Below are 20,876 nucleotides of genomic sequence, written 5' to 3' on the forward strand. Positions count from 1 at the left end.
CCATGGCCCGCCCCGCCGCCCCCCGCACCCGCCCGGCCGCCGGGGCCGAGAAGCCTGCGGCCAAGAAGGCACCGGCCAGGAAAGCACCTGCGAGGACGGCGGCGGCGAAGCCGCCCGCCTATCGGCTGCCGGCGCTCGCCGAGGCGACGCTGGCCCCGGCCCAGCGCGCCCTCCTGGATGCCATGCGGAGCGGGCCGCGCGGCGGCGGCATCGGGCTCGGCGGCCCGTTCGGCGTGTTCCTGCACGCGCCCGCCTACGGGGCGCACGCCCAGGCGCTCGGCGCCCATTGCCGCTACGGCACCGTGGTGCCGGCCCGCCTGTCGGAGTTCGCCATCCTGGTCACGGCGCGGCTGTGGCGCGCCCAGTACGAATGGCATGTGCACGCCCCGATCGCCGAGAAGGCCGGCGTGAAGCCCTCGACCCTCGCGGCTCTGCGGGCCGGCCGGGTGCCGGCACGGGCGCCGGCCGACGAGCGCGCCGTCCACGCCTTCGTGACCGAGCTGTATACCCGCCGCCGCGTCTCCGACCGTACCTATGCGCGGCTGCACAGCCTGCTGGGCGATGCCGGCATGGTCGAGTTCGTCGGCATCCTCGGCTATTACGCCCTGGTGGCGATGACGCTCGACGTGTTCCGGGTGCCGCTGCCGGCGGGCGTCGCGCCCTTCTTCCCCGAGCCGAAGGCGTGAGGATCAGCCCGCCCCGGCGGCGGGCCGTGACGGCGCCGCGGATGATGGCGCCGCAGATGACGGCGATCGGGCGACGCGCTGCCGGAGCAGGGCGAGGAAGCGGTCCTTGGGCATCGGCGGCGCCAGCAGGACACCCTGCCCGAAGTCGCAGCCCATGATCTGGAGCGCCTGGAGATCGGCGAGACTCTCGATCCCTTCGGCCACCGCGACGCTGCCGAACCGATGGGCGAGATCGACGGCGGTCTGGCAGATCGCCGCGTTGGTGGCGTCGGTGGCGCAGTCCTTGACGAAGCTGTGGTTGAGCTTGAGCGCCGCGAAGGACAGGTCGCGCAAGGTCGACGGCGAGACGTAGCCGGCGCCGAAATCATCGATCGACAGGGCGATGCCGGTCGCCTGGAGCGCGGCAGCGACCGCCTGGGCTTGGGCGATGTCGCGGACGATCTGATCCTCGGGGATCTCGACGGTCAGGCCGGGCCAGTCAGCCCCGTCCGGGCGGTGCTCAGCCATGAGATCGGCGATCGGCACCCGCCCGAGCACATGCACCGGAATGTTGACGGCGAGCCGCAGGTTGAAGCCCGCGGCCCGGAACACCGCCCAGTCTTCGAGGGCCGAGGCGATCGCGTAGACGGCGAGATCGACGTGGCCGTCGTCGTCGAGACCCGGCAGGAAGCGGCCCGGCAGCAGCACCCCGAGCTGCGGATGGCGGATGCGCGCCAGCGCCTCGGCCCCGGCCAGGCACTTGCGCCGCAGGTCGATGATTGGCTGGTACCAGAGCTCGAGCCAGGTCTCGCGCAGCGCTTCGGCCACCCCGACCTTACCGGCGGCGCCCGGCCGCGGCCCGCCCGCCCCCGGCTCGATGCCCGTTCCGGTCGGCTGGCTCCGCATGGCAACCCTCGGATTTCACCCCCTGCCCGGTCCCGGGATAGTCGTGGGCCCTTAAGCAACGATGAGGCGGATCGAGCGCTTTTTTTGCGATCGGCGGACCCATGCGCGTGGTTCGGGACAGCCCCACAGGGTGTGCACGGTGCGACTGCTCAACCGCCCGACGACCACCGCAGGCCGGTGCCGATGGGCTGCACGACGAGGTCCACGGTGACGTCCCCGGCCTGCTCGAACACCAGCGTCGCCGGCAGGCGGTCGCCAGGACGGAGCGGCGCCGACAGGCCGGAGACCACCGCCTGCCAGGGGGCCCCGGGGCGGAACTCGACGGTGCGGCCCGCGGCGATCTCGACACCGCGGCCGAGGCTGCGCAGTCGCATCACGTTGTCGGCGAGCGACAGCTCCAGCAGATCGACGGCCAGCGCGGCGTCCATGCGGATGGCCAGGAGGCGATCGGGCGCCGGCCCGTGATTGGTGATCCGCATGTAGCCGGCCGTCACGCTGGCGCCCGACGGTGTCGCCCGGGCCCACGTCTCGGCAACCTCGATGGGGCCGACCCGATAGGTCTCGGCCGCGGCCGTCGCGACGACGCCGACACACACCCAAAGCACGACGGCGAAGGACCTCATCACGCGCGCACCGGAGCATCCGCAACCCTTATGCAGTCCCAGAGGTTGATGCCCGGTTGATGCAAGCCCCGCGGGTGTTCGATGCCGCCCCGGACCGCTACACTGGCGCCGCGCCGGGGACTTGAGACCGTGGCGCGAGACCGTGGGCCGGCAGAGGCGCCGAGGACGAGACGAGTGGCCAGCAGCCGCGAGCGAGAGGGCGACCGGCAAGACGGCGACCGGCGGGACGGCGATCCTCGGAGCGATGCCGGCGGCCGCGTCGTTCCCTTCGTGCCGCGCGCGCGGCCAGTGCCGCGTGCGGAGCGGTCGATGCCCGCTGAGCCCCCGGTCCCCGACCTCGGCCGCTATGGGCATCGCGACGAGCCCGACGACGAACGCCGACGCCTGGTCGCCAACCTGCTCGCCGCCGCGCTGCTGGCCGCCCTCACGGCGGCCGGCCTGTGGATCGCTTCCACCATGGCGGATCTGCGCAAGGACCAGGATTGCGTCCTCAGCGGGCGGCGCAACTGCGCCGGCCTGCCGGCGGCCCCGCCTGGAACGCCGCCCAGCCCGTGACGGCGCCGCCGCGGCATCCGCCGACCCCCACATGGCGCCACAGGTCCGGCGGTGGACGGCCGGCCATCTCCGGGCCGCGCGCATTGCGCTCCCCCGGTCTCTTGGCTATACGGACCGGAACGAAGGGCGACCAACTCGCCGCCGTATGGGGGGCATGCGCAGGCGCGCGTGCCGGCAGGGTTCACGGCATTCAGAGAGTCATCGATGTCCTCGACGTTCGACACCGTCGCCAATATCATCTCGGAAACCTGCGACATTCCGCGTGAGAAGATCACGCCGGAAAGCCACGCCATCGACGATCTGGGCATCGACAGCCTCGACTTCCTCGACATCGCCTTCGCGATCGACAAGGCGTTCGGGATCAAGCTGCCGCTGGAGCAGTGGACCCAGGAGGTCAACGACGGCAAGGCGACCACCGAGCAGTATTTCGTTCTCGGCAATCTCTGCACCCGGATCGACTCGCTCGTCGCTGCCAAGGGGGCGTGACGCTCCTTCATGCGACTCGAGTACTTCCAGCTCATCGATCGCATCGTCGCTCTCGATCTCGACGCGCGGACGATCGAGGTGCATGCCCAGGTCCCGCAGACCAGCACCATCTTCGAGGGGCATTTCCCCGGCCATCCGCTGATGCCCGGGGTGCTGCTGATCGAATCGATGGCGCAGACCTGCGGCTGGCTGCTGATCGGGCTCAACGGCTTCTCCCGCATGCCATTCCTGGCCGCCGTCAAGGAGGCGAAGCTGCGCAGCTTCGTGGCTCCCGGCACGGCGCTGTCGATCACCGCCAGCCTCGTCCACGACGGCTCCGGCTTCGCCATGACGCGCGCCACCGTGCGCAGCGACGGCAAGACCGTGTGCGAGGCCGACATCACGTTCCGCATCGTCCCGTTCCCCGATCCGCGCTTCCGCGCCAGCATGGCCGAGGTGGCGCGAGCGATCGGCTTCCCTCTGGAGGTCAGGATCGATGGCTGACGCCTCGCGCGAAGCCTGGATCACCGGCGTGGGGCTCGTCTCCTGCCTCGGCGAAGGCGCCGAAACCCACTGGCAGAAGCACGACGCCGCGGCCCCGATCCACGACGACACCACCTTCGCGCCCTATGTGGTGCATCCGCTCGCCCTGCCCTCCTTCGACGCGCAGATCCCCAAGAAGGGCGATCAGCGCCAGATGGAGCAGTGGCAGCGCACCGGCACCTATGCGGCGGGCCTGGCGCTCGACAGCGCCGGCCTGAAGGGCCAGGCCGACATTCTCGGCCGCATGGACATGATCGTCGCGGCCGGCGGCGGCGAGCGCGACTACGCGGTCGACAGCGCCATCGTGTCGGGCCTCGCCACCGCCGAGAACCCCGGCGCCTATCTCAACGAACGCCTGACCAGCGACCTGCGCCCCACCCTGTTCCTGGCCCAGCTCTCCAACCTGCTGGCCGGCAACATCTCGATCGTCCACGGCGTCACCGGCTCCTCCCGCACCTTCATGGGCGAGGAGGGCTCGGGCATCGAGGCGGTCCGTATCGCGCACGCCCGCATCGCGGCCGGCCAGAGCGACGTGGCGCTGGTCGGCGGCTCGCAGAATGGCGAGCGCAAGGACCTCCTGATGCTGTTCGCGTTCGGCGGCTACGCGCTCCAGGCACCGTTCCACCCCGTGTGGGACCGCGGCACGCCGGGCGGCTTCGCCACCGCGTCGCTCGGCGCCTTCCTGGTGATCGAGGCCCGCGACCATGCGCAGGCGCGCGGCGCCCGGCCGCTCGCCCGCCTCACGACCGTCGTCAGTGACCGCACGGCGCGGCAGCCGGGCTCGGTCACGGCCTCCCTCGACCGCCTGTGGGGTACCCTGCCGGCCGGCGACGACACCCGCACCGCGGTGCTGTCCGGCGCCACCGGGGTGGCTCCGGCGACCGCCGAGGAGCGCGACGTCATCGTGGCCCGCGGCCTGCCGGTGCGGGCCACCGGCAGCCTGGTGGGCCACTCGATCGAGCCGCAATTCGTCTACAACATCGCGCTCGCGGCCCTGGCGCTCGGCCATGGCCGGCTGTTCGCGCCTTGCGATCCGACCGGCTTCGAGCAGCCGCATGACGGCCCGCTCGACCGGGTGGTGGTCACCGGCGTCGGCCACTGGCGCGGCGAGGGCCTCGCGCTCGTCGAAGCAGTGCGCTAGGTCTGCTCCCTCTCCTTTCTCGCGGGTTCTTCCCGCCCGTGGGACGAGAGCAGGCGGCGCGGCAACGACGCCGGCGAGGAGACGTCAAGACCGTCGGCAATCTCCCCCGTCGCGACCCGTCCGCGGCGCCGGAGTGAAGGTCCGAGAAGGAGTCCCGACATGGCAGTGCGCGACAAGGCCGGCCGTCCCGTCGTGGTGGTCACCGGCATGGGGGTCGTGACCTCGCTCGGCGCCGGCAAGACCGAGAACTGGTCGAAGCTGGTGGCCGGCCGCTCCGGCATCCGCGCCATCACCCGCTTCCCGACCGACGGGCTGAAGACCCGCATCGCCGGCACCGTCGATTTCGTGGCGGCCGAGCCGTTCAGCGCCCCCGAGCTGTCCGAGCGGCTGGCCGAGCTCGCCGCCGACGAGGCGGTGGTCCAGGCCGGCATCGGCGCGCCGGGGCAGTTCCCGGGGCCGCTGTTCGTGGCGGTGCCGCCGGTCGAGATCGAGTGGCCGCAGCGCCTGGAGCTGGCCGCCGCGGCAGGCGCCAACGGCAACGCCACCTACGACGACATGCTGCGCGCCGCCGCCACCGGCCGCTTCCGCGCCCACCACGCGCGCTTCCAGTTCGCTTCGGTGGCCGACAACCTGGCGGCCCGCTTCGGCACCCGCGGCCTGCCGATCTCGCTGTCGACCGCCTGCGCGTCGGGCGCCAGCGCCATCCAGCTCGGCGTCGAGGCGATCCGCCGCGGCGAGGTGGACGCGGCGCTGTGCGTCGCCTCCGACGGCTCGGTCAACACCGAAAGCCTGGTGCGCTTCTCGCTGCTGTCGGCGCTGACCACCGCCAACGACCCGCCCGAGGAGGCCGCCAAGCCGTTCTCCAAGAACCGCGACGGCTTCGTGATGGCGGAGGGCGCCGGCGCCCTGGTGCTGGAGAGCTACGAGCACGCCAAGGCGCGCGGCGCCACCATCCTGGGCGTCGTCGAGGGCTGTGGCGAGCTCGCCGACTCGTTCCACCGCACCCGCACCAGCCCGGACGGCAAGCCGATCATCGGCTGCATGCGCCAGGCGATCGCCGATGCCGGGCTCGCCGTCGAGGACATCGACTACATCAACGCGCACGGCACCTCGACGCCCGAGAACGACAAGATGGAGTGCCTCGGCGTCACCGCGGTGCTGGGCGAGCGCGCCGCGCAGGTGCCGATCTCGTCCAACAAGTCGATGGTGGGCCATACCCTGTCGGCCGCAGGCGCCGTCGAGGCGGTGTTTACGCTACTCACCCTCGCGCACCAGCGCATTCCGCCGACCATCAACCATCAGATTCCCGACCCGGCGATCCCGCTCGACGTGGTGCCGAACGTGGCGCGCGACGCCAAGGTGACGCACGCGCTCTCCAACTCGTTCGGCTTCGGCGGCCAGAACGTCACGCTGGTGATGGGGCTGGAGCCCGCATGAGCACCGACACGGCTCCGCGCCGCCACGTCCTGGTGACCGGCGGCGGCCGCGGCCTCGGCGCCGCGATCGTGACGACGCTGGTCGATGCCGGCTTCGACGTCACCTTCACGGTGCGCTCGGCGACCGCCGAGGCCGACGCGCTGATCGCCGACCTCGCCACCCGGGCGCCGGGCCGCACCGTCACGGCCGAGCGCCTCGATCTCTCGGACCGTGACGCCGTCGCGGCTTTCGCGGCGCGGCTGGAGACGGCGCCGGCCTTCGCGGGCTTCGTCCACAATGCCGGGCAGAGCGCCGACAGCCTCGCCATGATGCTCGACCAGGCCAAGGCCGAGGCCGCCATGCAGGTGAACTTCTGGTCGTTCACCCGCCTCGCCTCGGCGCTGGCGCGGCCGATGATGCGGGCGCGGCACGGCCGCATCGTCGCCATCGGGTCGATCACCGCCTTGCAGGCCAACCAGGGCAACGCCGCCTATGCGGCCTCCAAGGCCGCCCTCCTCGCTTATGTGCGCACGCTGGCGATCGAGACGGCGCGCACCGGCGTCACCGTCAACTACGTCGCCCCGGGCTTCATCGACACCGCCATGCTGGCGCCCTACGAGAAGTACCGCGCCCAGATGGAGAGCCAGATCCCGGCCCGCCGCTTCGCAAGGCCCGACGAGATCGCCGGCCTCGTCGCCTTCCTGCTGTCGCCCGCCGCCTCCTACGTCACCGGCGCAGTGCTTCCGGTCGACGGTGGCCTCTCGGCCGCCATCGGGGTTCATCGCTGATTGTCTCCGCGCCGTCCGGCGCGATCATCGTTTCGAGGTTTTTCCATGCGTGCCCTGACGCTGGTCGGCGACCGCCAGCTCGCCCTCATCGACACCGCGCCACCGCCGCCGCCGGGTCCCGGCGAGGTGCAGGTGCAGGTCGCCGCCGTCGCCCTCAACTATCTCGACGTCTGGGGCTTCCGCGGCATGGCCTTCGCCAAGCGCAAGCTGCCGCTGGTGGTCGGCGTCGAGGCGTCCGGCACCATCGCGGCGATCGGCGAGGGCGTCGCGGCGTTCACGCCCGGCCAGCCGGTCGTCATGTACGGGGCGCTCACCTGCGGCACCTGCCGGGCCTGCCGCGAGGGTCGCGACAATCTGTGCGAGAACGTCGGCGGCATCATGGGCTTCCATGTCGACGGCTTCGCCCGCGACCTGATCAACCTGCCGGCCCGGCTGGTGATCCCGGTGCCGGCGGGCGTCGCGCTGCGCGACGCCGCCTGCGCGCCGATCGGCTTCGCCACCGTGCAGCACATGCTGTTCGACAACGCCAAGCTCGAGCCCGGCGAAACCGTGCTGGTGCATGCCGGCGGCTCCGGCATCGGCACCGCCGCGATCCTGATGGCCAAGCAGATCGGTTGCACCGTGATCACCACGGTGGGCGACGACGCCAAGGCCGAGAAGGCCAAGGCGCTCCGCGCCGACCACGTCATCAACTACAGGACCGACCGCTTCGAGGGCGTCACCCGCAAGCTGACCCAGAAGAAGGGCGTTGACGTCGTGTTCGAGCATGTCGGCGCCGAGACCTTCAACGGCTCGCTGCTCTGCCTCAAGCGCGGCGGCCGTCTGGTCACCTGCGGGGCCACCTCGGGGCCGACCACGACTTTGAACCTGATGCAGCTGTTTCAGCAGCAGTACCGCATCATCGGCTCGTTCGGCGCCACGATGAAGAACATCGCCCAGTCGCTCGACAAGATGGCGGCCGGCCTGACGCCGGTGGTCGACACCGCGGTGCCGCTCGCCGAATTCGAGCGCGGGCTGGACCGCCTTGCCGGCCGCCAGGTGTTCGGCAAGGTCGTGGTCACCTTCTAGAAGCCGCGCGATGGCGATCCGCTCCCAGACCTGGCGCCACTGGCGCTGGCGCATGCTCTACGCGCTCAAGCGCGGCCTCGACCGCGCCGGCGGCCATGTGGTGCGGCCGCTGATCGGCCTGCTGCGCCGGCTCGACAGGCGGTGGGCGAGCGACACCGCGGCCGCCGTGATGCGCACCCTCGGGCCGCTCCTGCGCGAGCACCGCATCGGCCGGGCCAACCTGAAGGCGGCCTTCCCGGAGAAGACGCCGGAGGAGATCGAGCGCATTCTGACGGGCGTGTGGGACAATCTCGGCCGCGTCGCCATCGAGGTGATCCATCTCGATCGCATCGCCGCCACTGGCACCCGCGGCGACGGCGCCTATGTGACCTACGGCCAGCGCGAGCTGGACCGCTTCGAGGCGCTGCGGGCGAGCGACAGGCCGGCGGTGATTTTCACGGCCCATCTCGCCAACTGGGAGCTGCCCGCCGTGGTGGCGGCCCAGGAGGGGCTGCGCTCCATGGCGCTGTACCGGCGGCCCAACATGGCATCGGTCGCCGACGTGCTGATCGAGATGCGCGAGCCCTTGATGGGGGCGCTGGTCGCCTCCGGCTTTGATGCCCCGATACGGCTCGCCCGCGGCATCGAGCAGGGCCATCACGTCGGCATGCTGGTCGACCAGCACGACCACAAGGGCGTCGCGGTGACGTTCTTCGGCCGCCCCTGCCGGGTGAGCCCGCTGATCGCCATGCTGGCGCGCGAGTACGAGTGCCCGATCCACGGTGTGCGGATGATCCGCCTGCCCGACGGCCGCTTCACCGGCGAGATCACCGAGGCGGTGCCGCCGGTGCGCGACGCCGACGGCCGGATCGACGTCCGCGGCACCATGCAGGCGATCACCGACGTGGTGGAGACCTGGGTGCGCGATCGACCCGAGCAGTGGCTGTGGCTGCACCGCCGCTGGCGGTAAGGTCGCGCCTCCCCTCGCCCGGCCCTCCCGATCAGCGCACGCGGCCGAACTGGCAGCCGTCGTGGGCGTAGGTCCATCGCTCGATGCCGAAGCGATCGGGCGGCGCGAGCTTGGGCTGGCAGAAGTCGAGCCACGCCTTGCGGCGCGCCGCCGGGTCGTCGTCGCGGGCACGGTCGGCGGCCGGATCGCTGGCGGCGGCACGCGCCGGTGGCGGCTCGGCCGAGGCCAGGCGGGACGGTGCGGTGGTCGCTGTCACGGTCGTGGTTGCGGGTGCGCTCGTCCGTGGCCCGGTCGTCACGACGACGGCCGGGCGCGCCGTCACGGCGGCCGCGCGTCCGGACGAGACGCGAAACTTGGCGCTGAAGGCGGGCGTCGACACCGCCGTCACGGCGGCGGCGATCACCAGAATCTCGACGACACGGAGCGGCGAGACGAGCGTGCGGCCCGGCATGGCGGTTCCCCCGATGGACGTTGCGCGGCGACGCGGACGCGACGTCACCACCCTGGCCCAAAGGGGCTAAGATCGGCCTCTTCCGATCGTTGGCAATTTAACGGTTCGGCGCCGGGTCGTGCCGGCGCCACGCAGCGTTCGGCGCGTCGGTCACCGGCCGGTCTTCACCCGGGTCCACAGCCGGTTCATCAGCCGCGTCGTCTTGGCGTCACGCGCCTTGTTGGTGTAGAGCCGCGCCATCACGGCCGGCTCGGGATAGATGCTGCGGTCGTCGAGCACGGCCTTGTCGACCAGGGCCTGGCTGGCCAGGTTGCCGTTGGCATAGGACAGGACGCTGGTGTTCTTGGCCGCCACGTCGGGCCGCATCAGATAGTCGATGAAGGCATGCGCCTCGGCGACATGGGCGGCGTCCTTGGGAATGGCGAGATTGTCGAAGAACATCTGGGCGCCTTCCTGCGGGATCGTGTAGCCGATCTCGACGCCGTTCTTCGCCTCGGCGGCGCGCTTCTTGGCCTGCATGATGTCGCCCGAGAAGCCGACCACCAGGCAGATCTCGCCGCTCGCCAGCGCGTTCAGGTATTCGGACGAGTGAAACTTGCGCACGAAGGGCCGGATCTTGCCGAGCAGCTCGGCGGCGCGCTCGAGATCCTTGGGGTCCTCCGAGCTCGGCGGCAGCCCGAGATGGTGCAGCGCCGCCGGCATGATGTCGTCGGCCGAGTCGAGCACATGGACGCCGCAGTCCTTGAAGCGCGCGAGGCTCTCGGGCTCGAACACCGTCTTCCACGACTCGATCCGGCCCTCCGGCCCCAGGATGTCGCGCACCTTGGCGACATTGTAGCCGATGCCCACCGTGCCCCAGAGATAGTTGACCGAGTAGCGGTTGTCGGGATCGTGGCTGGCGACGCGGCGCTCGATCTCCGGCCAGGCATTCTTCAGGTTGGGCAGCTTCGACTTGTCGAGCGGCAGGAAGACGCCGGCCTTGATCTGGCGCTCCAGGAAGTAGGCGCTCGGCACCACCACGTCGTAGCCGGTGCGGCCGGCGAGCAGCTTGGTCTCCAGGGTGTCGTTGGAGTCGAAGGTGTCGTAGCGGACCTTGATGCCGGTCTCGCGGGTGAAGTCGTCGATCACGGTCGGCGCGATGTAGTCCGACCAGTTGTAGATATTGACGACCCGCTCCTGGGCACCGACCGGCATCGGCACGGCGGCGAGCGCGGACGCGCCGAGCACCACCGCGGCGACGAGGCGGCGCGTCACGGCACGACGTGTCACGGCACGAGAGGTGACAGCACGCATGAGCGATCTCCTCGGGACGTCGCGGCCCGTCAGCGGGTGCGCTTCTTCTTCGCCTTGCGGGCGGCGCGGACGTACTGGGGCGGCGGCGGATACAGGTTCTCGGCGCAGTAGCCCCCGACCCCGCGCACCGTCGCCATGCATTGCGGAAACGACGTATAGGCGCAGCTCACCTGCTCGAAGCCGATGTTGAGGTGAGCGCACCACGGATACCAGGTCGCCCACGACGGCGGCGACCAGATGCCGAACGGATCGGCCTTCGCGGGTGGTGTCGCCACCACGAGCGCCATGGCCGTGACGGCCCCCACGAGCAAGCTACGCATGTCGTCTCCTTCACGGCTTCCGCGCATCGCCGGCGCGGCCCACCTGCTGGGCGGCACCGGCTGCCGGAGGATGGTCAGGTCTCGGTCGGCAACCCGGCGGCCTTCCATGCCTTGATGCCGCCGGCCAGGTGCGAACGGTAGGGCAGCCCGGCGGCCTGCGCCATCTCGGCCGCCTTGCGGGAGCGGACGCCGGACGCACAGGAGAACACCACCTCGCGCCCGGCCGGATCGGGGATGTCGGCCGGCGCGAACACCGACATCGGCATCAGCAGGGCGCCGGGGATGCGCGCGACGGCGGTCTCGTTCGGCTCGCGGACGTCGACCAGCACGATCCGGTCGGCGGCGAGCTCGGCCGCCACCTCCTCGGCGCTGAGATTGCGCACCTCGCTGCGGCCGAACAGTCCGAACATCGTCAGTCTCCCTGCCGGCAATGCCGCGATACCCGCCCCGCGACACCGAATCGCTCGATGGCGGCCCGCACCCGGGCGAGACATTTGGGCATCCGGCCGGCGCTTTCAAGCGATGCGATCGTCGCCCGACCACGGCCGGCGCCCGAGTCGGACGGCCGGCACCGCGGCTCCGGCCGCCCACCGCAGGGCGGCCTCCGCAGAGTGACCGCTCAGACCGTCACCTGGGTGCCGACCTCGACCACGCGGCCGGTCGGGATCTGGAAGAAGTCGGTCGCGTCGCTCGCGGATTTCGCGAGATGGATGAAGAGCTTGTCCTGCCATCGCGGCATCGCCGACTTGGCCGCCGGCTTGAGCGAGCGGCGCGACAGGAAGAACGACGTCGACATGATGTCGAAGTGCCAGCCCTGCTTGCGGGCGATCACCAGCGCCTTGGGCACGTTCGGCGTCTCCATGAAGCCGAAGCGCAGCACCACCTTGCTGAACAGCGGCGAAAGCTGGGTCATTCGCACCCGCTCCTCGTCGCTCACCCGCGGCGTGTCGGCACTCTCGATGGTGAGCACCACGTTGTGCTGGTGCAGCACCTTGTTGTGCTTGAGGTTGTGAAGGAGCGCGGTGGGCGCCGAGTCGGGATCGCCGGTGAGGAACACCGCGGTGCCCGGCACGATGTGGGGCGGCTTCTTGGTGAGCGTCTGCACCAGGGTTTCGAGCGGCAGCTCGAGATGGCGGGTCTTGGCCAGCAGCACGCGCGAGCCGCGCCGCCAGGTGACGATCAGCAACACGATGACACCGCCGAACAGCAGCGGCACCCAGGCGCCTTCGAGCAGCTTGAGCAGGTTCGCCATGAAGAAGGTGCCGTCGATCGCCACGAACGGCGTGATGATGGCGGCGGCGGCCCACGGATTCCAGCGCCACAGCTTCCAGATCACCACGAAGCCGAGCAGCCCGTCCACCACCATGGTGGTGGTCACCGCGATGCCGTAGGCGGAGGCGAGATTGCTCGACGTCTTGAACATCAGCACCAGGAACAGCACGCCGATCAGCAGCGCGGTGTTCACGCGCGGAACATAGATCTGACCCGACTGCGTCTCCGAGGTATGGCGGATCGCGAGCCGCGGAATCAGACCGAGCTGGATGGCCTGGCGGGTGATGGAGTAGGCGCCGGTGATCACCGACTGGCTGGCGATCACGGTGGCCGCGGTCGCCAGCAGCACCATGGGGAACAGCAGCGGCTCCGGCACCATCCGGTAGAACGGGTTCTCGATGGCGTCGGGGTTCGCCAGCACCATGGCGCCCTGGCCGAAATAGTTGATCACCAGGGCCGGGAAGACGAGGCCGAACCACGCCGACTGGATCGGCTTGCGGCCGAAATGGCCGAGATCGGCATAGAGCGCCTCACCGCCCGTGACGGCCAGGAACACCAGCCCGAGGGTGACCAGGCCGGTGACCGGATGCTCGATCACGAAGCGGGCGCCATGCAGCGGGTTGATGGCACCGAAGACGTGCGGATCGTCGGCGATGTGCAAGAGCCCGAGGCCGGCCAGCGCCAGGAACCACACCACCATCACCGGACCGAAGAAGGTGGCGACCCCGGCGGTGCCGCGCGACTGCACCGCGAACAGGGCGACCAAGATGGTCACCGTGAACGGCAGCACCGCATGCTCGAAGGCCGGGGTGACGATCTTGAGGCCCTCGACGGCCGACAGCACCGAGATGGCCGGCGTGATCACCGAGTCGCCGTAGAACATGGCGGCCCCGATGATACCAAGCATGACGATCGGCATGGTGCGGCGCCCCACGGCCCGCGAGGCGAGCGCCGTGAGCGACAGCGTCCCGCCCTCGCCGTGGTTGTCGGCCCGCAGCAGCAGCAGCACGTATTTGGCGGTGACCACGATGATCAGCGCCCAGATGATCAGGGACAGCACCCCGAGCACCGCACCTTGCGTGATCGGCCCGTGGCCGACCGCCGCCCGCAGCGCCTCGCGGAACGCATAGAGGGGGCTGGTGCCGATGTCGCCATAGACGACGCCGATGCTGCCGAGCGTGAGGCCCCAGAAGCCGGAGCCGTGGCGCCCGTTGCGCGCCGTCGTGTCGCTGCGCGCGGAGGCGTCGCCGTGGGCGGAGGTGTCGTGTCGGTCCGCCGACGCGGTATCGCGGGTCGCTTCGTTCATTGGTGCCGTCGATCCGAACCCGCCATCGAGCCGTCGAACGTCCGAGCACGCCCCTGGAAGGCGCCCCGCTGCCGCCGGCACGCCACGCCAATAGCACGCCCGACGCCGCGCACAACCGCCGCCAAGGTCGGACGGGCCATGCCGATCGGCCGACGGTCGAGCCTAGATGGTCGGCCCCGGCCCCACCATCAAGTCGCAGACAATGCCGTCACGGAGCAAAATCGAGAGGAATTGGAGGCTCTTCCCGCATCAGCGTGATGGTCACGCGGCGGTTTGCCGCAATATAGGGATCGTCCGGGAACAACGGCTGAGTATCGGCCTTGCCGGCCACCATGAAGAAGTTGGCGGTGGACACGCCCTCCTCCTCCAAGATTCGCCGCACCGCATTGGCCCGCTCGGCCGACAGCTCCCAGGGGCCGAATCCGGGGCGGAACGGGGTGCGGGTGGCGGAGGTATGGCCGGTGATGGAGATGCGGAACGGGGTGGCTTTGAGCGGCACGCTGAGCTTCTCGATCAATCGGCGGGTGCGCTCGTAGGGTTCGCGCGACCCTTCCGGGAACATCGAGCGGCCATCCTGGTCGACGATCTCGACGTTCAGCCCCTCCCGGGTCTCCTCGATCATGATGTGCTTGGAGACCTCGGTCAGCTCCGGCATGTCCTGGAGGGCCTGGCGCAGCGAGGCCGCCGCGAGCGCGAACGCCTTGTCCTGCTTCAGGCGGGCCCCCGCGCTGCGGTTGCGGTCGTGCTGGTCGGGCGTCGGAGTGGCGGACGCCTCTTCGGGCGGGATGTGGGCGGCGTTCTTGAGCTTCGGCCGGGTCGGCAGGCCGGGCACCTCGATGATGCCCGAGTAGCGGATGTTGTTCTGCACCCCGAAGGCGTCGCGCATCGAGCCGGCGACGATCTGGAGCTTCTGCTGGTCCTGGGTCGAGAAGGCGCACAGCATGACGAAGAAGGCGACGAGCAGCCCCATGAGGTCGGCGAAGGTGACGAACCACCCGTGCCCCCCACCGTGCCCGCCGTCCTTGCGCCGTGCCATCCCGATCGTCTCCGCGACGAGCGCATCGCGCGGCGAGGTGGACCCGTCACGCCCGACGATGCGCTCATGTCAAGACTTGCAGAGCGAAGCCCGATCCGGCCGGATCGGACCGCGCAGCACTCCCCTGCGGGGCCGCATCAGGCGGCCGCCGCCTCGACCATCTCCTCGCGGTTCTTCTCCGGCACGTAGGCGAGCAGCATCTCGCGCACCACCGAGGGACTCTTGGCCTCGCGGATCATCAGCACGCCGTCGATGATGAGGGTGCGGTTGATCTCCTCGTCGACCAGCTTGCCATGCAGCTTGTCGGCGATCGGCAGGCAGAACAGGTTGGCGACCGCGGCGCCGTAGAAGGTGGCCAGCAGGGCCACCGCCATGAACGGGCCGAGCTTGGAGGGATCGGTCATGTTGGCGAACATCTGCACCATGCCGATCAGGGTGCCGATCATGCCGAAGGCCGGGGCGCAGTCGCCGATGGCGCGGTAGATCTTCTGCCCCTCGTCCAGATGGGTCAGGAAGTTGTCGCGGTCGCGCTCGAGATTGTCGCGGATGAAGTCGACGTCGTAGCCGTCGGCGACGAGCCGGATGCCCTTGGCCAGGAAGGTGTCCTCGGTCTCCGCCTTCTCCAGGCCGATCGGCCCCTGCTTGCGGGCGATCTCGGCCAGGTTGGAAATCTCGTCGATCAGCTCGCGCTGGGTCATCCGCCGCAGCGTGAAGGCGAACTTGATGCCGAGCGGCAGGCCATGGAAGATCGACGACAGCGGAAAGCGGATCAGCGTCGCCGCGAAGGCGCCGCCGAAGATGACGATGAAGGCGTGGCTGTCGACGAACATGCCGAGATCGCCACCCATGAGGATGAGGGCGGCGAGCACAGCGAGACCCGCGAGCAGACCGAGCGCGGTCGAAATGTCCATACGCAACTCCAACGCCACGCGCGCTTGACGCGGCACACATGCCGCCGGAACACCCAACGAACTGTAGGCGGAAGGCGTCTAAAAAGCGTAAAAGGGTAGGGATGTAGGCCGTATCGAACGACCGGCGCGGCGGCCCCCGCTCCCCTCTCACGGACCCGTGATCGACCCGCCCGCCCCCGCGATGCCGCCGACACCTTCGGAGCCACGCCCCAGCCGAGTCCCGCCAACCGAGACCCGTTTCAAACCTCCTCGCCTCCAGCCTCGCGCCAGTCCCCGCGGGGCACCGATCCGACCCACCGCACCGACGAGAGAGCCGATGGCCGAATACCGCCTCTACTGCTTCGCCCAATCCGGGAACGCCTACCGGGTCGCCCTGATGCTCGAGCTGATCGGCGCCGACTGGGAGCCGGTGTTCGTCGACTTCTTCGCCAAAGGAGAAACGCGAACGCCGGAATACCGCTCGGAGATCAACGAGATGGGCGAGGTTCCGGTGCTTCGGCACGGGGACCGGACGCTGACCCAGTCGAGCGTCTGCCTGACCTGGTTGGCCCGCCGATCCGGCCAGTACCTACCGCAAGGGGAAGACGAGGAGCTGGAGGCGTGGCGCTGGATGGTGTTCGACAACCAGAAGGTGAACGGGATGCTCGGCCCGTACCGCTTCCTGCGCAACTTCGCCCCGAAGGCCGGCGATCCCGCCGTGCTGGCCTTCCTGCGCGGCCGCGCCGAAGCCGCCCTGACGGTGGTGGACAAGCGCCTCGCCGACCGGCCGTTCCTGCTCGGCGAGCGGCCCACCATCGCGGATGTGTCGATGACCGCCTACCTCTACTATCCGGCCGAGGAGTACGGCTTCGACATCGCGGCCCAGAACCCGCATGTCGCGGCCTGGCTGGAGCGGATGAAGGCCCTGCCCGGCTGGGCGCACCCCTACGACCTGATGCCGGGGCACCCGTTCAAGCGGTAATCGAGCATTCGGCGACCGCGCACGGGCTGTCGCGCCGGCGCCGGGCCGGCGCCTCCGGCCACGAAGCGCCGCTCAGGCGGCGAAGTGTCGGCCGAGCCCGGAGAACAGGCCGCGCCCGTCGGTGCAGCCCATCGACGCCTCGATGTGGTTCTCGGGGTGCGGCATCATGCCGAGCACGTTGCCGCGCGCGTTGAGAATGCCGGCGATGGCGTAGATCGAGCCGTTCATGTTCCAGTCGGGCGACAGCGCCCCGTCCGGCGCCGTGTAGCGGAACACGATCCGGCCCTCGCCCTCGAGGCGGGCGATGGTTTCCGAATCGGCCATGTAGTTGCCTTCGCCATGGGCGACCGGCACCCGGATCACCTGTCCGGCCCGATAGCCGCCGGTAAAGGGCGTATCGGCCCGCTCGACCCGGATATAGGCATCCTTGCAGATGAACTTGAGGCCAGCATTGCGCATCAGCACGCCCGGCAGCAGGCCAGCTTCGCACAGGATCTGGAAGCCGTTGCAGATGCCGAGCACCAGGCCCCCCCGCTCCGCATGGGCCCGCACCGCGTCCATCACCGGGGCGCGCGCCGCGATCGCCCCGCAGCGCAGATAGTCGCCATACGAGAAGCCGCCCGGCAGCACCACCAGATCGGTGCCGGCCGGCAGCGCCGTCTCGGTGTGCCAGACCATCGCGGGATCGCTGCCGGCGCACAGCCGCAGCGCCCGGGCCATGTCGCCCTCGCGGTTGATGCCTGGAAAGACCAGGACGGCGGACTTCATGGCAGGCTCCGCAACGTGCCGGAGGTCGGCCTCATCCGACGATCTCCACCCGATAATCCTCGATCACCGTGTTGGCGAGCAGGCGCTCGGCGGCCTCGCGCAGGATCGCCTCGGCGGCGCTGCGGTCGCTGCCCGGCACCTCGACGTCGAACACCTTGCCCTGGCGGACGCTGGCGATCCCGTCGACACCGAGCGACTTCAGCGCTCCCTCGATGGCCTTGCCCTGGGGATCGAGAACCCCGGATTTCAACGTGACGGTGACGCGGGCTTTCATGGGTCGCCTCGAAAATTCCGATGCTGGTCCATACGGGCGCCCCACCACTGCGTCAACACGCAGTAGCCTCGACAGGTCACCAGCCCACCACTTTGCCCGGCACCGACGTCCCGGGCGATGTCCCGTCACAGCCCGGTATCGCGGAAAATCTCGGTCAGCGGCAGGGTGACGCCGAGGTCCGGGAAAGAGACCACATCGTCCGGGGATGTCAGCCGCTGCTCGGCAAAGCCGTCGTCACGCGCGAACACCACCACCTCGACCGCATCCTGGGCGATCACGACGTAATGGGTGAGTGAAGGCAGCGACGTGTAGGCGTTGCGCTTCCAGCGGAGATCGCGGTCGGCGGTGGATGGCGACAGGACCTCGAAGACGACGAGGACGTCGTCGCGGTGACGGACCCGCAGGTCGACCGCGGCGCCGCGACTCGGAACCACCATGGCGTCGGGCTCGGGCCGGCTCGTTCCCAAGCGAATCCCCAGCCCTGGAATGACTCTCCATCCGGCCTCCGGGCGGGCTCGCTGCGCCGCCCCGAGAGCCATGATGATGTTGGACACGATCAACTGGTGCGAATACCCCGGCGACGCCTGCATGACCGGCTCCCCGTCGATCAGCTCCCACTTTTCCTCGTCGGGGCGGGTGTCCGTGAAGGCGTAGAACTCGTCGATCGACATCGGTCCGGTGCTGATCCTGGGCACGCCCATGACGGTCCTCCGGCTCGCTCCCCCGTGACCAGGATAGGCCGCCGCCGGCGGAAGCTCCAGCCAGGGGGCGGAGCGGCGGAGCCACGGGCTGCCCACCGGGACGTGTTGTCGCGGGCTGATCATACCACCTCGACGTCGCCCCCAAGGATCGCCACGTCAAGGAAGCACGAGACGCGATGGTCTCGCATCCACCGCAGCGCCGACCCGGCCCGGCGCAGGGGCCGGCCTGGAGCACCGCTGACAGCGATGGCGCGGAGAACCACCCGGCCGCACACGGCCCACCCTCGCCCAGGGTGGTCACCTGCCGCCCAAAACGCGAACGCCGCGCGGGGTGGTCCCGCGCGGCGTTCGAGATGGTCGGATCGGCCGCACAGCCCGGCCGGGATCGCGTCAGCCCTTGACCAGGACCGGGCCGTTGCCGATCGGGCGCTCGTTCTCGCTCATGATGCCGAGCCGGCGCGCGACCTCGGTATAGGCTTCGAGCAGACCACCGAGATCGCGGCGGAAGCGGTCCTTGTCGAGCTTCTCGTTCGACTTGATGTCCCACAGGCGGCAGGAGTCGGGCGAGATCTCGTCGGCGACGACGATCCGCATCATGTCGTTCTCCCACAGCCGGCCGCATTCCATCTTGAAGTCGACCAGACGGATGCCGACGCCGAGGAAGAGGCCGCACAGGAAGTCGTTGACCCGGATGGCCAGCGCCATGATGTCGTCGATCTCCTGGGGGGTCGCCCAGCCGAACGCCGTGATGTGCTCCTCCGACACCATCGGGTCACCGAGAGCGTCGTTCTTGTAGTAGAATTCGATGATCGAGCGCGGCAACTGGGTGCCTTCCTCGATTCCGAGACGCTGCGACAGCGATCCCGCCGCCACGTTCCGCACCACCACCTCCAGCGGGATGATCTCCACCTCGCGGATCAGCTGCTCACGCATGTTGAGCCGGCGGATGAAGTGCGTCGGCACGCCGATATCGTTGAGATGCTGGAACAGGTACTCGGAGATACGGTTGTTGAGTACACCCTTCCCTTCGATCACCTGGTGCTTCTTGGCATTGAAGGCGGTGGCGTCGTCCTTGAAGTGCTGGATCAACGTTCCCGGCTCCGGGCCCTCGTAGAGGACCTTCGCCTTGCCTTCGTAGATGCGGCGGCGGCGGCTCATGGGGGTGTACCGTGGCTTGAGAAAATCCATAGGGTTGCCGTGGCTCCGATTGAGGGTTCAAGGCCCGCGGCGACGTCGTGCATACGCGAGACACGCTCGTCTCGATTCCCCCGGACCCTATCCGAAGGGGGCGACGAGCACAATCGACATAGACCGCCCGCGCAGGCGGTGCAATGAGGACTTGTGCGAGCGTTTTCGCGCCATTGACCGCTCCGGTGCGATATGCAAGTCGCAATGACGATCCTGCCGGGCAGCAACCTTGCCGCGTCATGATGCGCGGCCGTCCCACGGCGGTACGGGAGGCACGAGGAACGCCATGAACACGTTTCAGGACAGACGCGACACGCAAGAGAAGAAGTTTGCGCAGGACGAGGAGCTTCGCTTCAAGGCGACGGCCCGCCGCAACAAGATGCTCGGCCTGTGGGCGGCCGAGAAGCTCGGCCTCGCCGGCGCGGACGCGGAAGCCTACGCCAAGGAGGTGGTCGTCGCAGACTTCGAGGGTCCCGGCGAGGACGACGTGTTCCAGAAGATCCGTAAGGACTTCGACGCCAAGGGCGTGCACCAGTCCGACCACCAGATCCGCCGCACCATGCACGAGCTGATGGAGAAGGCGGAGGAGATCATCAAGACCGCGGGCTGACGCTGCGAGACCGCAGCCGATACCGCCGCGCCGTGGCGCGGCGGCCGTCTCGGGGAAGCGTTTCGGAGCACCCCGGTGATAGACCCCTGTGGCGGGCGTCAGGCCGGCCCGGCCATCCGCCGCAGAGTGCGATCGCCGAACACGAAATGGTGCACCAGCGCGGCCGCCGCATGGATGAAGGCCAGCGCCATCAGGCCGTGGGCCAGCCATTCGTGATACGGCTTGATGGAACGCGCGAAGGCGCGATCGGCGGGCCACGGCGAGGCGATCTCGAACAGGCCGAACACCGGCAGCGGCCGCCCGCGGGCGAACACCAGCACGATGCCGATCACCGGCACGGCGAGCAGCAGCAGATAGCTCAGGCCGTGCATGGAGGCGGCCGCGATGTCGCCGAGCCGGCCGAGGGGCGTCTGCACCGGCGGCGGCGCCGGATCGACCATCCGCCACAGCAGCCGCAGCACCAGAAGCCCGACGACCGCCAGGCCCAGGCTGATATGGACGAACATCGCGGCGGCGCGGTTCGCCTCCGGCAGCTCACCGCGGAACAGGCCGATCAACCAGGCCACCAGCACCAGAACCACCGTGAGCCAATGAAATGCGCGCGCCATTGCGCCGTAGGAATCGCGAGTATTGCGCAGCCCCATGGGAATAGACCTCGTATCCGGA

General features: G+C 69.8%; 25 protein-coding genes. 11 read left to right on the plus strand and 14 right to left on the minus strand.

From position 1 onward, the window contains the following. Positions 1-2 precede the first annotated feature (2 nt). Positions 3-686, plus strand: coding sequence for a carboxymuconolactone decarboxylase family protein (locus tag ACFQUV_RS25265; protein ID WP_378395985.1), 684 nt, complete (start codon positions 3-5; stop codon positions 684-686). A gap of 3 nt (positions 687-689) precedes the next feature. Here the strand turns inward: ACFQUV_RS25265 and ACFQUV_RS25270 are convergent, their stop codons facing one another. After that, a complete protein-coding gene (locus ACFQUV_RS25270; protein WP_129607204.1) occupies positions 690-1,571 on the minus strand; it encodes an EAL domain-containing protein in 882 nt (293 codons plus the stop codon). Between the two features lie 149 nt (positions 1,572-1,720). Continuing rightward, a complete protein-coding gene (locus tag ACFQUV_RS25275) occupies positions 1,721-2,194 on the minus strand; it encodes a copper chaperone PCu(A)C (RefSeq protein WP_165363729.1) in 474 nt (157 codons plus the stop codon). A gap of 309 nt (positions 2,195-2,503) precedes the next feature. Here ACFQUV_RS25275 and ACFQUV_RS25280 point away from each other — a divergent pair, with 309 nt between their 5' ends. The 8 genes from ACFQUV_RS25280 to ACFQUV_RS25315 all read left to right on the plus strand — a co-directional run bounded on the left by ACFQUV_RS25280 (position 2,504) and on the right by ACFQUV_RS25315 (position 9,119). Continuing rightward, positions 2,504-2,749 carry a hypothetical protein gene (locus ACFQUV_RS25280; protein WP_244601407.1) on the plus strand — a complete coding sequence of 82 codons (246 nt, stop codon included), beginning with the start codon at positions 2,504-2,506 and terminating at the stop codon, positions 2,747-2,749. A 204-nt stretch (positions 2,750-2,953) separates the two neighbouring features. Further along, on the plus strand, positions 2,954-3,235 hold the full coding sequence (locus ACFQUV_RS25285; protein ID WP_111383873.1) for an acyl carrier protein: 282 nt from the start codon (positions 2,954-2,956) through the stop codon (positions 3,233-3,235). Between the two features lie 9 nt (positions 3,236-3,244). After that, positions 3,245-3,718 carry a 3-hydroxyacyl-ACP dehydratase FabZ family protein gene (locus tag ACFQUV_RS25290; protein WP_111383872.1) on the plus strand — a complete coding sequence of 158 codons (474 nt, stop codon included), beginning with the start codon at positions 3,245-3,247 and terminating at the stop codon, positions 3,716-3,718. Continuing rightward, positions 3,711-4,898: a beta-ketoacyl-ACP synthase gene (locus tag ACFQUV_RS25295; RefSeq protein ID WP_129607201.1), complete on the plus strand. Its 1,188-nt coding sequence runs from the start codon at positions 3,711-3,713 to the stop codon at positions 4,896-4,898. Before ACFQUV_RS25290 ends, ACFQUV_RS25295 begins: the two co-directional genes overlap by 8 nt. A 159-nt stretch (positions 4,899-5,057) precedes the next feature. Further along, complete coding sequence (locus tag ACFQUV_RS25300) at positions 5,058-6,335, plus strand: beta-ketoacyl-ACP synthase (RefSeq protein ID WP_129607200.1); 1,278 nt, start codon at positions 5,058-5,060, stop codon at positions 6,333-6,335. Continuing rightward, positions 6,332-7,102 (plus strand): SDR family oxidoreductase, encoded by a 771-nt coding sequence (locus ACFQUV_RS25305; protein ID WP_129607199.1) that lies wholly within the window; start codon positions 6,332-6,334, stop codon positions 7,100-7,102. The genes ACFQUV_RS25300 and ACFQUV_RS25305 overlap by 4 nt, the downstream gene beginning before the upstream one ends. Before the next feature lie 45 nt (positions 7,103-7,147). After that, positions 7,148-8,170, plus strand: a complete 1,023-nt coding sequence (locus ACFQUV_RS25310) for a zinc-binding dehydrogenase (RefSeq protein WP_129607198.1) — start codon at positions 7,148-7,150, stop codon at positions 8,168-8,170. Between the two features lie 52 nt (positions 8,171-8,222). After that, positions 8,223-9,119, plus strand: coding sequence for a lipid A biosynthesis lauroyl acyltransferase (locus ACFQUV_RS25315; protein ID WP_207211328.1), 897 nt, complete (start codon positions 8,223-8,225; stop codon positions 9,117-9,119). Between the two features lie 31 nt (positions 9,120-9,150). On the opposite strand, the gene ACFQUV_RS25320 is transcribed toward ACFQUV_RS25315, so the two are convergent. From ACFQUV_RS25320 to ACFQUV_RS25350, 7 genes are all read right to left on the minus strand, one after another. Next, entirely contained in the window at positions 9,151-9,570 is a 420-nt protein-coding gene (locus ACFQUV_RS25320; protein WP_129607196.1) for a hypothetical protein, read from the minus strand. 150 nt (positions 9,571-9,720) lie between these two features. Beyond that, positions 9,721-10,764 (minus strand): polyamine ABC transporter substrate-binding protein, encoded by a 1,044-nt coding sequence (locus tag ACFQUV_RS25325; RefSeq protein WP_244601408.1) that lies wholly within the window; start codon positions 10,762-10,764, stop codon positions 9,721-9,723. Positions 10,765-10,892: 128 nt separating this feature from the next. After that, positions 10,893-11,183: a DUF3551 domain-containing protein gene (locus ACFQUV_RS25330; RefSeq protein WP_111383864.1), complete on the minus strand. Its 291-nt coding sequence runs from the start codon at positions 11,181-11,183 to the stop codon at positions 10,893-10,895. A gap of 74 nt (positions 11,184-11,257) precedes the next feature. Continuing rightward, positions 11,258-11,593, minus strand: a complete 336-nt coding sequence (locus tag ACFQUV_RS25335) for a rhodanese-like domain-containing protein (protein ID WP_129607194.1) — start codon at positions 11,591-11,593, stop codon at positions 11,258-11,260. Between the two features lie 209 nt (positions 11,594-11,802). Next, positions 11,803-13,761, minus strand: a complete 1,959-nt coding sequence (locus ACFQUV_RS25340; RefSeq protein WP_111383862.1) for a potassium transporter Kup — start codon at positions 13,759-13,761, stop codon at positions 11,803-11,805. Positions 13,762-13,969: 208 nt separating this feature from the next. Then, the gene (locus ACFQUV_RS25345) at positions 13,970-14,797 is read right to left on the minus strand and encodes a flagellar motor protein MotB (protein WP_129607193.1); all 828 of its coding nucleotides are present in this window, start codon (positions 14,795-14,797) and stop codon (positions 13,970-13,972) included. A gap of 137 nt (positions 14,798-14,934) precedes the next feature. Then, a complete protein-coding gene (locus ACFQUV_RS25350; protein ID WP_111383860.1) occupies positions 14,935-15,708 on the minus strand; it encodes a motility protein A in 774 nt (257 codons plus the stop codon). A 316-nt stretch (positions 15,709-16,024) separates the two neighbouring features. Between ACFQUV_RS25350 and ACFQUV_RS25355 the strand changes: the two genes are divergently transcribed. Further along, the gene (locus tag ACFQUV_RS25355) at positions 16,025-16,669 is read left to right on the plus strand and encodes a glutathione S-transferase family protein (RefSeq protein ID WP_129611044.1); all 645 of its coding nucleotides are present in this window, start codon (positions 16,025-16,027) and stop codon (positions 16,667-16,669) included. 72 nt (positions 16,670-16,741) lie between these two features. Here ACFQUV_RS25355 and purQ read toward each other — a convergent pair whose 3' ends face one another. From purQ to purC, 4 genes are all read right to left on the minus strand, one after another. Further along, positions 16,742-17,437 (minus strand): phosphoribosylformylglycinamidine synthase subunit PurQ, encoded by a 696-nt coding sequence (purQ, locus tag ACFQUV_RS25360; protein WP_111383858.1) that lies wholly within the window; start codon positions 17,435-17,437, stop codon positions 16,742-16,744. Positions 17,438-17,468: 31 nt separating this feature from the next. Next, on the minus strand, positions 17,469-17,711 hold the full coding sequence (purS, locus tag ACFQUV_RS25365) for a phosphoribosylformylglycinamidine synthase subunit PurS (protein ID WP_129611043.1): 243 nt from the start codon (positions 17,709-17,711) through the stop codon (positions 17,469-17,471). Positions 17,712-17,836: 125 nt separating this feature from the next. Then, positions 17,837-18,382: a Uma2 family endonuclease gene (locus tag ACFQUV_RS25370; RefSeq protein ID WP_378395994.1), complete on the minus strand. Its 546-nt coding sequence runs from the start codon at positions 18,380-18,382 to the stop codon at positions 17,837-17,839. Between the two features lie 420 nt (positions 18,383-18,802). Next, positions 18,803-19,570: a phosphoribosylaminoimidazolesuccinocarboxamide synthase gene (purC, locus tag ACFQUV_RS25375; RefSeq protein ID WP_201160186.1), complete on the minus strand. Its 768-nt coding sequence runs from the start codon at positions 19,568-19,570 to the stop codon at positions 18,803-18,805. A gap of 316 nt (positions 19,571-19,886) precedes the next feature. Between purC and ACFQUV_RS25380 the strand changes: the two genes are divergently transcribed. Then, positions 19,887-20,210 carry a DUF1476 domain-containing protein gene (locus ACFQUV_RS25380; RefSeq protein WP_111383855.1) on the plus strand — a complete coding sequence of 108 codons (324 nt, stop codon included), beginning with the start codon at positions 19,887-19,889 and terminating at the stop codon, positions 20,208-20,210. A gap of 98 nt (positions 20,211-20,308) precedes the next feature. Here the strand turns inward: ACFQUV_RS25380 and ACFQUV_RS25385 are convergent, their stop codons facing one another. Continuing rightward, the gene (locus tag ACFQUV_RS25385; protein WP_111383854.1) at positions 20,309-20,854 is read right to left on the minus strand and encodes a cytochrome b; all 546 of its coding nucleotides are present in this window, start codon (positions 20,852-20,854) and stop codon (positions 20,309-20,311) included. Positions 20,855-20,876 lie beyond the last annotated feature (22 nt).

This window comes from Rhodoplanes sp. P11, from assembly GCF_964266735.1.
GTDB classification, from domain to species: domain Bacteria; phylum Pseudomonadota; class Alphaproteobacteria; order Rhizobiales; family Xanthobacteraceae; genus Rhodoplanes; species Rhodoplanes serenus.